General features: G+C 58.7%; 9 protein-coding genes. 3 read left to right on the plus strand and 6 right to left on the minus strand.

Annotated elements, in window-relative coordinates; all coding sequences use genetic code 11:
- Positions 1-16 precede the first annotated feature (16 nt).
- The 3 genes from FGQ67_RS03680 to ptcA form a co-directional block, all read right to left on the minus strand.
- Complete coding sequence (locus FGQ67_RS03680) at positions 17-1,222, minus strand: agmatine deiminase family protein (RefSeq protein WP_138340144.1); 1,206 nt, start codon at positions 1,220-1,222, stop codon at positions 17-19.
- Positions 1,223-1,589: 367 nt separating this feature from the next.
- A complete protein-coding gene (locus FGQ67_RS03685) occupies positions 1,590-3,029 on the minus strand; it encodes an APC family permease (protein ID WP_138340146.1) in 1,440 nt (479 codons plus the stop codon).
- Positions 3,030-3,162: 133 nt separating this feature from the next.
- The gene (gene ptcA / locus FGQ67_RS03690; protein WP_117583532.1) at positions 3,163-4,236 is read right to left on the minus strand and encodes a putrescine carbamoyltransferase; all 1,074 of its coding nucleotides are present in this window, start codon (positions 4,234-4,236) and stop codon (positions 3,163-3,165) included.
- A gap of 330 nt (positions 4,237-4,566) precedes the next feature.
- On the opposite strand from ptcA, the gene FGQ67_RS03695 reads away from it, so the two are divergent.
- Positions 4,567-5,532: a response regulator transcription factor gene (locus FGQ67_RS03695; RefSeq protein WP_138340148.1), complete on the plus strand. Its 966-nt coding sequence runs from the start codon at positions 4,567-4,569 to the stop codon at positions 5,530-5,532.
- Between the two features lie 183 nt (positions 5,533-5,715).
- Here the strand turns inward: FGQ67_RS03695 and FGQ67_RS03700 are convergent, their stop codons facing one another.
- Both FGQ67_RS03700 and FGQ67_RS03705 read right to left on the minus strand, forming a co-directional pair.
- Positions 5,716-7,917 carry an ABC transporter permease gene (locus tag FGQ67_RS03700; protein ID WP_138340150.1) on the minus strand — a complete coding sequence of 734 codons (2,202 nt, stop codon included), beginning with the start codon at positions 7,915-7,917 and terminating at the stop codon, positions 5,716-5,718.
- Positions 7,907-8,692, minus strand: coding sequence for an ABC transporter ATP-binding protein (locus FGQ67_RS03705; RefSeq protein ID WP_138340152.1), 786 nt, complete (start codon positions 8,690-8,692; stop codon positions 7,907-7,909). Before FGQ67_RS03705 ends, FGQ67_RS03700 begins: the two co-directional genes overlap by 11 nt.
- Positions 8,693-8,941: 249 nt before the next feature.
- On the opposite strand from FGQ67_RS03705, the gene vsr reads away from it, so the two are divergent.
- Positions 8,942-9,928 (plus strand): DNA mismatch endonuclease Vsr, encoded by a 987-nt coding sequence (gene vsr / locus FGQ67_RS10260; RefSeq protein ID WP_249934374.1) that lies wholly within the window; start codon positions 8,942-8,944, stop codon positions 9,926-9,928.
- Positions 9,929-10,633: 705 nt separating this feature from the next.
- Here the strand turns inward: vsr and FGQ67_RS03720 are convergent.
- Positions 10,634-11,491 carry a class II fructose-bisphosphate aldolase gene (locus FGQ67_RS03720; protein WP_022095149.1) on the minus strand — a complete coding sequence of 286 codons (858 nt, stop codon included), beginning with the start codon at positions 11,489-11,491 and terminating at the stop codon, positions 10,634-10,636.
- Positions 11,492-11,825: 334 nt separating this feature from the next.
- On the opposite strand from FGQ67_RS03720, the gene FGQ67_RS03725 reads away from it, so the two are divergent.
- Entirely contained in the window at positions 11,826-12,629 is an 804-nt protein-coding gene (locus tag FGQ67_RS03725) for a DeoR/GlpR family DNA-binding transcription regulator (RefSeq protein ID WP_138340154.1), read from the plus strand.
- Positions 12,630-12,634: the final 5 nt, after the last annotated feature.

Here is a 12,634-nt window from a genome sequence, read left to right on the forward strand (position 1 = left end):
TCAGGAAGCCAGACGATTAAGCGGACGGCTCCTGCTGCGTGATGCAGTGGATATTTCCGCCGCCGAAGACGACCTGCTCGGACTGGACGCCGACGCACTTGTAGACGCCCTCGCCCCAGACCTCGTCGTAGATCTTCTGGAGCGTGTCGACGGCCAGCTGGTCGTTCTCGTCGCCGTACTGCGGGACGATAACGCCGTGGTTGGTGACCAGGTAGTTCATGTAGGAGGCGATCAGCGGCTCGTCGGCAACGCGCGGCTCGGCGTTCTCGTCGGCGTCGATGGTGTCGCAGGAGGCCTGGTCCATGAACAGCGGGTTCACGGGCATGCAGAGCTTGTAGACCTTCAGCTTGCGGCCCTTGGCGTCGACGGCGTTGGAGAGGGTCTCGTAGGCGGCGTGGCACTGCTCGTAGAACGGGTACTCGGGGTCGTCGGTCCAGATGCAGGCCATGACGCCCGGGGCGATGAACGTGGCGACGTCGTCGATGTGGCCGTTGGTCTCCTCGGGGTCGATGCCCTCCTTGACCCAGATGACCTTCTCGACACCCAGGTAATCCTTGAGGTGCTCGTTCATGTACTCGCGAAGCTCCTCGCTCCAGGGCTCGAACTTCTTGTGGTACTTGGGCCAGATGGACTCGGGATCCTCTTCCTCCTCCAGAACCGCAGAGCAGGTGCGGCCCGGGGAAAGCAGGCACTGGTCGGTAACGACGAGGGTGCCCTCGCCGTCGACGGTGATGGAGCCGCCCTCGAGGATCATGTCATCGGGACGATAGCGACGGCAGCCGGAGAGCTCAGCCATCTTAAGGGCGATCTGCTCGTCCTTGTCCCACGGGAAATAGAGGCCGTCGACGAGGCCGCCGTAGGCGTTGAAGTGCCAGTGGTTGGCGCGCTTCTCGCCCTTGCCGTTGATGACGTAGGTGGCGGCGGTGTCGCGGAACCAGGCGTCGTCGGTGGTCATCTCGATGACGGTGACGTTCTCGTCGTTCTCGAAGACGGCCTTGCAGTTGGCATAGTCGACCTGGTTGGCGCACATATAGACCGGGGTGAACTCGGAGATGGCGCGGGCGATGGCGGCATACTGCTTCTGAGCAGGCTTGGCGCCGTGGGCCCAGGTGTCGGTGCGGTGGGGCCAGCCCATCCACACGCGATCCTGCGGGGCGAACTCGGCGGGCATGAAGAAGCCGTCGGCCTTGGGGGTGGACTCGGACTCGGTGATCGTACGCATAAGATTTCCTCCAAATCGAACGATCGTTTGCCGCGGGCGGGTTACCCGCAGCCTAAAACCAAGAGATGGTAGGCGCCCGTTCCCCGGCAAAGGTCGGGGCGCCCGGCGCCGGTTTTCACGGAGTCGCACCGGCAAGCGACGACGTAACCTGGTGCGCGGAGACAAAACGCACGAAGGATACGGAAGAGAGATTGGGGTAGGCGGTGGTTACCGGAGCAATAGCTCACACCCACCCCAGGGAATGGTTAGCAAACCTGTCGCTTGGGCACGCCTCCGAAGAGGCCGGAGTGCCCGGAGTCGGGAGCGACAAGCCCGACGAAGCGCACGTTGGTACGCGAGGAGGATCGGAGCCCCAGAACCGGGTGCTCTAGTTCTCCTCGGCCTCGGCGGCCTCCTCAGCGAGACGCTGGGCTGCGAGCTCAGGGGTTAGACCCTTGTACTCTTCCTTGCGGCCCTTGGCGCTGACGACGCGGACGACCTCGCCGATGAGCACGAGCACGATGAAGATGACGATCATCGGGACCTTGTCGCCAATTTCAGCGGCGGAGAACGGTACCAGCGTTGCAACGATGGCAAGAACCAGCTCGATGCAGGGGATGGCCAGCATGACCTTCATCATGGCGCCCTTAAACGGGAACGTGAAGATGCGCTCACGGTTCGGGTCGTTCTTACGAAGGTTGAGGAATGCCGGGAACATCGGGATGTAGGTGAGCAGCAGGAAGACGACGGAGGTGCCGAAGAGCATCCAGAAGACACCGTTGGAGATGGCGTCGATGGGAACGAGCTGCAGGCAGAGAACCAGGGAGGCAACGACAGCGTTGACCAGGTTGGCGCCGTTGGGCATGTCGTCCTCGGAGATCATCGAGGCGAAGACCTTGGGCATGTTGCCGTGCTCAGCAGCATAGCGAGCGACGGAGTTGACGCCGAAGGACCAAGCAGCCATGTTGGCGAACAGGGTAATCAGGAAGGCGATGCAGATGACCTTGAAGATCATGGAGTCGCCCACCATGGTCTGGACTGCGACGATCATGCCGTAGTCGGGGTCGATGGAGTCGGCCGGCACAGCGGCGCCGATGCCGAAGCCAGCGAACAGGTAGATGACGGCAATAGCCACGCCACCGACAATGATAGCCTTGGGAATATCGCGAGCGGGATCGGCCATGTCGTCGGTCATGGTGCAGATGACCTCGAAGCCCATGAAGTTAAAGATGATGATCGACAGGTAGCCGAGAGCGTTGGTGTTGGTGAGCTCGGGCAGGAAGGTGGCAGCGGACATGTCGTTCGCAAAACCGTTCTCCATGGCATACCAAATGCCCAAAGCGCCAACGATAACGGCAACGGCGACCTTGATGATGGCGCCACCGTTAAGGACCCACTCGGAGTCGGCCGCCTTGGAGCGGCCCATGAGGTAGACGATCCACACAAAGGCAAGATCGATACCCATCTTGGCGATCAAGTTGAACTCGACGCCAAAGACCATGCCCAAAATGTCGGGGAACATGGTAGCCAGCGAGGCGATCCACAGCGGGTAGTTGACCCAGTAGTAGTACGAGATGCGGGCGCCCCATTTGTCGCCCAGGCCATCGCGTACCCAGTCGTAAATGCCGCCCTCGCCGTCATAGGTGGTACCGAGCTCGGCGACAACCATGCCGTAGGGAAGCAGGAAGGTCAGGATCAGGAAGATCCACCAGAAGAACTGCTGGTTGCCAATGGCAGCAGCAGGAGCGGCGGCCTCGCAAACGAAGACGACGCAGATGATGGTCGAAATGACCGTCAAGAAGGAAAGCTTTTTCTTTCCGTCGCTCATGATGAGCTCCTTCGCTCAGTCTTGGACAGATCCGAGGCCCTAAGGTATTAAGGCAATTGCTTGGGCCTCGGTGAGCGGGCGACAGGAGACGAGCATCCGCCGCCCGCAAACGTGCTTTTAGAAGCCTTGAGGCTTAGAGCTGCTCGAGAGCCTCGAGAGCGGCGTGGAGCTCAGCCTTGGCGGAGTACTCGACACCCTCGTCGTTGAGCGGGGTGCGCTTGCCCAGGGCGGCAAGGAGAGCACGGATGGAGTGCTTGCGGTTCTCGGCCTCGACCCAGCACAGGGAGCGCTCGGGATCGTCCATGACTTCGTCGACGACCTCCTCGTTGCGGGTGGCCGGCAGGCAGTGCATGAACTTGGAGTTGGGGCCGGCAAAGTTCATCATGTCCATGGTGACCTGATACTTGGGATAGAACACGTCCATGTAGTTCTCGCCCGAGACCTCCTCGTCGTACAGGCCATACCACACGTCGGTGTAGATGAAGTCGGCGCCCTTGATGCACTCGATGTCGTCGGAGATGACGACAGAGCCGCCGGAGACCTTGCAGTTCTCCTCGGCGATGGCCATCATCTGCTTGCCGAACTCGGCGCGCTCCTCGACGGTGCCAACGTGCAGGCCGCCGTCGGGGATCTGGTGGCCCTTAGGTCCAAACTGGACAAACTTCATGCCGACCTTGGAGGCGATGAACATGAGGGAGACGCAGACCTGGGTGGCGTCGCCGATGAAGGCCAGGGTGCAGTCCTCGATCTTCTTGCCCTCGGGGAGGTTCTCGAGCATGGTCATGAGGTCGCCCATCTCCTGCGTGGGATGGTTGAACTCGGACATGCCGTTGATGACGGGCACAGCGGAGCCCTCGGCGAGGCCGACGACGTCCTTGTGACGGTCAACGCGAGCCATCATGATGTCGAGCAGCGAGCCCATAACGCGAGCGGTGTCGCCCAGGGACTCGTGACCGCCGAGCTGGATGGTGCCAGGGCCATAGAACTGAGCATGGCCGCCGAGGTCGGTCATAGCGGTCTCGAAGGAAAGACGAGTGCGGGTGGAGACCTGCTGGAAGATCATGCCAAGGCTCTTGTTGCGGAGCAGGTGCGGATAATAACCGTCAACCTTGATGGCCTTCTTCATTGCCAGACCAAGATCCTCGATAGCCAGGATCTGCTCTTTGGTGAAGTCGTTGGTGTCGATGAAATCCTTAGGCAGTGCCATGTCGATTTCCTTTCCGCCGGTCTTGCCGACTATTACTATGAGGCGCTCGAACATCACGCCTCGTGTTGACAAGACCATCATTCACCCGTATGCAATTTTTACCTAGTTTATTCGGGATTAAAGACCGTTCATGGAGTTACACCCCCTCTAAACCAATATAAACCCGCAGGTCAAGAGTTTACAGGGGGTTTACCATCTAGAACCGCGAACGGTATACGGCTATGCTGTATCTCGGCGCCTAATCCGCAATGAAACGAAGGGTTGAGACGTCTATATCCCACAAGGTATACAGAGCTCGGCCATAGAATAAATGAGATGGGACGGTGACAGATGAACACCCTGATGTTCTTCTATACCCTAGCGATACTCGTGATCTGTATTGTGACGGCGGTGCTCTCGCTTGCCGCCTATGCCTCGTCTCGTCGACGCTTCTTTATCTATGGCAGCGGCGTATTTATCTGCTATGCCATCGAGATGACCGAGATTTTCTTTTTTGAATACACGCTGCAAAACCAGAGTTTTCCAGCCAGCGACTATTACTCAATTACCATGCCTGTGTTGCGGACCCTTGTGGCGACCGCTTCACAGGCTTTTATTTGGCTGATTGCCATGGATTTGCTCGACAAGCACTCTAAGAAGCTGTTCGTCATTCCCGTCGCAACGTTCTTGGTAAGCGAGCTGTTGATTATCGTCGCCGTCCCCTATGGTCCCATGCACCAGTGGCTTTACTACACCATGCGCCAGGTGTTCCTTGTCTTTGTGGGACTGTATATCTTTTGGACGGCTCGCAAGAGTACGAAGGTTGAGCTGAAGGCACGTGTTAACAACCAAAAGAAACACCTGATTATCGGCGCCATTCTGGTTGGCTGCATCGTTGCCGAGGACTTCTACAACATCCTGGTAGTTCCCATGAGCCTGGCGCCCTCTTGGCTGCAGCTGTACCTGTCCGAGCGCAACTTTAGCGAGAACGTCTTCGCTTGCTACTTTGCCATCCTGCTGATCATCTACGCCTATCACGTGCTTTCAATCCGCATGCAGGAGGCTCCCGAGGAAAAGAACGTCAGCGATCTTGATCGACACATCGAAGAGCAGATGCCCTTCTATCGCAACGCCTACAAGCTCTCCAACCGCGAGACCGAGGTCATGCGCCTGGTTGTGCTGGGCAAGTCGAACCAAGAGATCGCCGACGAGCTGTTCCTTGCCGTGGGCACCGTCAAAACCCACATCCACAACATCCTGGTCAAAACCGAACAGCAAAACCGCACGACCCTCATCCTCCACTTCTGGAAAAGGTAGGTTACGCGGTTTTACCAAACCGCGTAACGGCTCGACGCTACAAACGTCCCAGAGAGGCAACCTGACGTTCAATCGTCGGTCGCGTACCAAAGTACGCTTCCCTCCTCTTTTACGTCATCTTGCTCGCTCTGGGGCGTTTTCGCTGACTTATGCTCTACCTGCAATTGTTTTGCTTTAGGTCGCCTATTCGCTGTAGCGGGTAGCGATGGCAGCTTGTACCATGCCGGCGCTCATGAGGTACGTCACCAGGAAGTAGCCACCATAGGCTGCCAGGAAGATTGCACAGGTGAGGCCCACGGTGCCGCCGATGCTCATATCTCCGAATATGCTCACCAGCTCGATAATCACCTTGAGCGCCACAAAGGAGTGCGCCAGGCCCACTGCCAGCGGGAACAGGAAGAATACCGCTTGCTGCGCCATCACCGAATGGCGAATCTGGCGGTCGTCACAGCCGATCTGTGCCAGCACACGATAGCTGCGGCTGCCGTCGGCCACATTGGAGAGCTGCTGGATCGACAGTATCGCCGCGCACGCAACGACCAGTACAAAGCCAATGTAGATGGCCAGATAGCTAATCATGCCGTTCATCTGCGCCGCCTGCGTATACATCTCGGAGCGCGTCATAAAGACTCCCCATGACCCCGGCTTCTTGCCATCCACGAGCAGATCGTCGAGCAGGGTGTATTTAATGCTCTCATCGGCCTTGGTCACATCCATCCCCTGCTTGTAGTTAACGAGCAGGTTGCTGGAATACGGCTGCAGGTTAAGCTGGGACAACAGCTCGTCGGCAACGACGACGGTACCCGGATTACTGCCCATCGCCGAGTTGGCGATGGCCGCCGTGTCCTTGTCCGACTTATCGGTTGCGGGCTTGAGCTCATGCCCGCCCAAGGTAAGGGTATGGCCGCCGGCCATGTATTTGGTGTACAGGTCGCCCAGCTCACCGCCCATATCACACGTAAGCAGGTACTGGTCGCGGCCAATGCTCACCGGCTCCTCGTCCATCATCTGGCGCAGTTTGTTGTACTGGCTTGCCGGCGTCACAAACAGACCCATCGTATCGGCATTGCTACCCCCGAGCGCCTTGGGAAGCTTTTCGCCCATGGTTTTGCACATCTCACCCGCAGACACCGAAGGGTTCGAACCGCCAAATGGGTAACTCAGATACGAATCGATCTGCACATGCTCACCGGCAACATCGGCGATATCGACCTTCTTGCCGGTCTCGTCGTTGTTGTCCGCCGACTTGCCCTTGCCGTGCCATGCAGGGTACAAATCGACCGTTGTATCGGCTAGCACCATGCGGTCGGCTTCAGACGGATTGACATATTCTTTGTAGTAGTCGAGCGTATCGGGCGTGTAATAGACATACGTCTGAGACACGTCAACAGGGTTATAGCGCTCCAGGTTTTCGTTCATCACATTGGCAATCGACATACCACACGTCACCGAGGTGATGGCCAAAAACAGGAGCATCGCGATGACGCCCATCGAAAAGCACACCGTGTTGACCTTGGCCGCAAGCTGGCGCACGGTAAACATGTTGAGGCCGCGCCAATACACGCCGCGCAGGCTCTGCAGCAGCTTGATGAGCATGCCTGAGAGTCCCCAAAACAGGGCAAAGGTGCCCACGGTAACCATAGCGGTCGTAATACCAAACTGGTTCATGGCCTCTTGCAGCTTGCTGTCCGTCGCGGTTAGCGGGAACCCATCACGTAGCAGACGGTAATAGGCCACGCCCACAAGCACCACGCCCACGGCAAAGATGGCAATCGCGATCCAGGGGTTGCGTGTCTTGATGCTCTCGTTGCGACGCTCGGCACCCATAAGCTCGATGAGTTTGGTACGACGCACGGCGCGAAGGTTCAGCAGTAGCGTGAGCACAAACATTACGAGCATGCAGGCAAGGGTCAGATTGAACGCATGCACCGAGAAAAAGAAGTGGAAATTGGCGATCTGTGTCTTAAAAAGCGAGGCCGTAAAGAACGTCATGAGCTGGGAGAGTCCCACACCCAGCACAATGCCGGCGACAAAGGCCACGACCGATACTATCACGGTCTCGAGCGCCATGATCGTGGCGACGCGCCCGCGCCCCATGCCGAGCACCTGGTACAGGCCAAACTCCTTCTTGCGGCGTTTCATGATGAAGTTATTGGCGTACACCATCAAAAAGGCCATGACACCGGCCAAAAAGTACGTCAGGTCGCCGAGTATGCTGCCCATAACCTGCGCCAAGCCCTCTTCATCGATTCCGGCGATGTCGACCTGCATCGAGATGGTGTTAAAGGCATAGAAGACCGTGACGCCCAGGGTGAGCGTCAGCAAGTAGACGAGGTAGTCGCGGCCGGCGCGGCGGACGTTGCCCCAAGCGAGTTTACAGAGCATCGGAGCCCTCACCGCCCATCATGGCAACGACCTCCATAATGCGGTCGAAGAACTCTCGGCGGTCGGTGTCGCCGCGGCGCAGCTCGGTGAAGATCTTGCCGTCGCGAATAAACAGCACACGGCTCGTGTAGCTGGCGGCAAAGCTGTCGTGCGTGACCATGAGCACCGTGGCGCGCAGGCGGCGATTCAGTGCCTCCAGGCTCTCGAGCAGCAGGCGGGCACTCTTGGAATCGAGGGCGCCGGTGGGCTCGTCGGCCATGATCATGGTGGGGTCGGTGACGAGCGCGCGGGCCGCGGCAACGCGCTGCTGCTGACCGCCGGACATCTGGTAGGGATACTTGTCGAGCACCTGACTGATGGACAGGCGCGCTGCCACATCCTGCACGCGGGTCGAGATCTCTGCCGAGTTTGTGCGGGCAATGGTGAGCGGCAGGGCGATATTCTCGCGTGCCGTGAGCGTATCGAGCAGGTTGGAGTCCTGGAAGATAAAGCCGAGCTCCTCGCGACGGAACTGCGAGAGCTTGGTCTGCTTCATGCGCGTCACGTCCTGGCCGTTGATGCGGATCGTGCCGCTCGTGGCGCTATCGATGGTCGACACGCAGTTGAGCAGGGTCGACTTGCCCGAGCCCGAAGCGCCCATGATGCCCACGAACTCACCGCGGTTGACGGTAAAGCTGACGTCGTTGAGCGCGCGGGTCACGTTGCCCAGCGCTCCGTATACCTTTTCGAGATGCGCGACCTCCAGTACCGGGGTCGCCATGTGCGTGGTTTGCATACCGAGTCCTTTCTTGCAATTAGTCTACGGCATCTATAGTCGCAAGAAGATGAGTCGGCTACCATCGATATGGCTTACGCTTGCCTTACCGTTGTGTAAGGTAGGGGTAGTCTTTTTGGGACGGGGCTTTTTTAGCTACCCCATCTGAAACCTTCGAAGCATGAGGCGGCATTTGACATAGGGCAGCTAAAAAAGCCCCGTCCCAAAAAGACTACCCTGTCATGTGTCGTTGTTGAGAGAGGACTCCTGTTGAAGACTGTTCATGTTGCCGCTGGGATCATTCGCAAGGAAGGATCCGATGAGCTGCTTGCCGTGCAGCGCGGCTACGGCAACATGCAGGGACTTTGGGAGTTCCCCGGTGGCAAGCTCATGCGCGGCGAGTCGCCCGAGGACGCCGTACGCCGCGAACTCATGGAAGAGCTGCAGGTCAAAGTCACCAACCTGCGTGACTTCTACACCGTTGAGTATGACTACCCCGATTTTCATCTCTCAATGGAGTGTTACTACTGCTCGCTGGCTAAAGAATCCGATGAGCCTCAGAAGCACGACCGCCAGCTCGATATCCGCTGGATTCCGCGCACCTCGCTTGCCATGGTGGAATGGATGCCCGCCGACAAAGGGCTTATCGATGCTCTGATTGAGTTGAAGGAAGATCGGCTCGAGGCAAGCTCCGCCGATGACGCCACGCCCACCACAGCCGACAAACCCGCCACCAAGCCCAAGCGCGCACCTAAGCGCCGCAGCAAGAAGCGCCCCAAGCCCGGCTTGCTGGACGGCATCGACACCTCGGACCTTTCCGCCGACGAGCGTGAGCTCGTGCGCCGTCGCGCCGCTATAAAAAAATCCATGAAGGGCAACAAGCGTGCGAACACCAAACCCGAGCTGCTCGTTCGCCAGCGCCTGCGGGCAGCGGGCCTTACGGGTTATCGCTTGGAATGGAAGGTTCCCGGCAAGCCCGACATCGCCTTCCCCGGCCGCAAGATCGCCATCTTCGTCAACGGCTGCTTTTGGCACCGCTGCCCCAAGTGCAATCCGAGCCAGCCCAAGCGCAACGTTGAGTTTTGGGAGGCAAAGTTCCGTCGCAACGTCGAGCGCGACCGCGCTGCCGTGGCAGCACTCACTCAAATGGGCTGGACACCCATAACCATCTGGGAATGCGAGCTCAAAAAAGACCGCATCGACGCCACAATGGAAAAGGTCATCGAGCAGGTGCGCGCCACAGAGCCGCAGCGCTAGGAACGAGCCGTCCACACGCCCCACACAGGCGAGCCACATCCGCGCCACAAACCTTAGAAAGCCCTTAAGTTCAAAACCTCTCAAGAGTGTTACTCGATAGCTCTGACCTGCGGTTTCATCGTAATTGCAAACCTCATTAAGCCTTTCTTTAGCGCTTCTTTGCGACGTCCGCGGCATAATACTGCCAACGCACGGGACCTAGCAGCACACCCCGTGCGCAACCTTTTGGTGGACATCGAGGAGGCCGCATAAGCATGCATTCTTCCAATGACGCAGCACAGCAGCCATCCCTAAAACATGCGGACCTTTTCTCCTTCCCCCCGACACAGAGAAACGGCCTCCTCGACTCCCCCACCACAAAAGCCAAACGCTCAACAGACCAGAGCCACAACTTGCGAGCATCGTTCGAAAAGCTCCAAGCATCCCTAAACAAGTCATTCCCCAACCAAGCCCGGGCATACTAATCCCCCATCAGCAAAGAAGCCCTAACGTTCCACCCATTTCCGCCCCAACGCCACAAGGGCGACGACCTCAAGCAGGTCAACTTGGGAGGGACGAGGGCTTAGTTCCCCAATCTTTCCGCAGGGGGCAAAAAGCCTCGCCGCACGAAGTGCGCAGCGAGGCTTTTTGCATGCCCGAGGACGATTGGGGAACTAAGCCCTCGTCCCTCCCCGGGATATGTAGCGAGTCGGAGTACCCTTGCTGTTACTCTGCTTTGCCCACGGAGTTGAGGTTGGTCATGCGGATCTTAACCAGCTCGGTGATCTCACGCATACCCTCCTTGGCCGGCTTCTTGGGGTCGAAGCAGGCGGGGTTCTCGGCCATGTAGGCCATGAAGCCCTTGGTGTAGGCCTGACGCAGCTCGGTGGCGTAGTTAACCTTGCAGATACCGTTCTTCACAGCCTCGGCAACCTGCTCATCGGGCACACCGGAGGTGCCGTGCAGGACCAGCGGCACGTCAACGGCGTCGCGGATGGCCTTGACCACGGACTGCTCGATGTGCGGATCGCTCGTGTACACACCGTGGCTGGTGCCAACGCCAATTGCGAGGGAGGTGCAGCCGGTACGCTCGACGAACTCCTTGGCCTCGGCCGGATCGGTGTAGGGGCTCTCGCCCTCAACCGCGGGACCGTCGTCCTCCTTGCCGCCAACCTTACCGAGCTCAGCCTCGACGGGCACGCCCATGGCGCGGCCAGCGTCGGCGACGGACTTGGTCAGAGCGATGTTGTCCTCGAAGGACTCGTGCGAGCCGTCGATCATGACAGAGGTGTAGCCGGTGCGGAAAGCCTGCATGCAGCGGTCATAGCCATCGCCGTGATCGAGGTGCAGAGCGACGGGCACGGAAGCGCGCTCGGCGGCAGCCTTGACCATGCCGTAGAAGTAGTCCAGACCAGCGGTCTTAATGGTGCCCGGGGTGGTCTGCATGATGACGGGGGACTTGGTCTCCTCGGCAGCAGCCAAAACGGCCATAACAAACTCGAGGTTCTCGACGTTGAAAGCGCCAACAGCGTAGTGGCCGGCCTGAGCGTCCTTGAGCATCTTTTCGGTGGTAACAAGTGCCATGAGCGTTTGCTCCTCTCCCTCGCCCGCATCTGGACATCGGGCGTACGTGTCCGCAAGGCGTTTTACCTTGCGTTTTGCTGCGCTCATTGTATGAAATTCAGCGTCTTTGCACGTGCGAGATATTGAGCCCATGCAGGTCAATACCGTCGTTTTTGAAAAGTAAACGGAAGGAATTGGAGCCGAGTGGGCGTGTTCGATATTGAATTTTGGGCGTTGAGCGTCTTTCTTTTATAGAAAAGATAAGTAATCGAAAGGTGTTTTCTTACTCAAAAAGAAAATGAACGAAAATAGAGTCAACACAATTCCTGCAAATTTAGCCGAAAATGGAGCAGACATGACCCAAGCTACCAACCGTGCTTTTGCCGACGAACGCCGCGCCGCCATCATGGAAATGCTCGATCATAACGCCTCGGTGCAGGTAGCAGAAATCGCCCAGACCTTTGGCGTGTCCTCCGTCACCGCCCGCGCCGACCTGGACGCGCTCGCCGAAGCAGGCAAGCTGCGCCGCACGCACGGCGGTGCCGTCTCGCTCCACAAACGCCTGACCGTCTCCACGCAGGATCGCCGCATCAATGTCAACGTCGCTGCCAAGCAGGCCATCGCGCAAAGCGCCATCGAGCTCGTCAATGACGGCGACACGCTGCTCGTCGACTCGGGCACCACGGCGCTCGAGTTCGTCCGGCTCCTCGACCAGCGCGACGGCATCACCGTCATCACGGCAGACATTACCATTGCCGATTACATCGACGAGAGCATGCCCTCGGTCGATGTCGTCATGCTGGGCGGGGCGCTGCGCAAAGGCCATCGTTATTTGTACGGACCGCTCACTATGCAGGCGCTCCAAATGGTCCATGCCGATCTGGCCGTCATGTGCCCCGGCGCCTTTGTCTCCAGCTGCGGCTTTACGACCGACTTTCCCCAGATGGCCGAGACTAAAACGGCTATGATCGCCGCGGCCCATCAAAGCGTCGCCCTCATGGACGCCAGCAAGGTTAACGGACGCGGCATGTACCGCTTCGCCGAACTTACCGATGTCGACACCATCGTGATGGACCGTGATCCCGATGGCTCCGTCGCTACCTCAATCGCCGAGGCCACCGACGTCGACGTCCCAACCCTCATCCTCGCCACCGCCTAAAACAA

The sequence above is a fragment of the Collinsella aerofaciens genome (assembly GCF_005845035.1).
In the GTDB taxonomy this organism is placed as follows: Bacteria; Actinomycetota; Coriobacteriia; order Coriobacteriales; family Coriobacteriaceae; genus Collinsella; species Collinsella aerofaciens_I.

Coding starts and splice junctions, on each gene's coding strand:
- FGQ67_RS03680 (WP_138340144.1), bottom strand. CDS start 1,222: ATGCGTACGATCACCGAGTCCGAGTCCACCCCCAAGGCCGACGGCTTC.
- FGQ67_RS03685 (WP_138340146.1), bottom strand. CDS start 3,029: ATGAGCGACGGAAAGAAAAAGCTTTCCTTCTTGACGGTCATTTCGACC.
- ptcA (WP_117583532.1), bottom strand. CDS start 4,236: ATGGCACTGCCTAAGGATTTCATCGACACCAACGACTTCACCAAAGAG.
- FGQ67_RS03695 (WP_138340148.1), top strand. CDS start 4,567: ATGAACACCCTGATGTTCTTCTATACCCTAGCGATACTCGTGATCTGT.
- FGQ67_RS03700 (WP_138340150.1), bottom strand. CDS start 7,917: ATGCTCTGTAAACTCGCTTGGGGCAACGTCCGCCGCGCCGGCCGCGAC.
- FGQ67_RS03705 (WP_138340152.1), bottom strand. CDS start 8,692: ATGCAAACCACGCACATGGCGACCCCGGTACTGGAGGTCGCGCATCTC.
- FGQ67_RS03720 (WP_022095149.1), bottom strand. CDS start 11,491: ATGGCACTTGTTACCACCGAAAAGATGCTCAAGGACGCTCAGGCCGGC.
- FGQ67_RS03725 (WP_138340154.1), top strand. CDS start 11,826: ATGACCCAAGCTACCAACCGTGCTTTTGCCGACGAACGCCGCGCCGCC.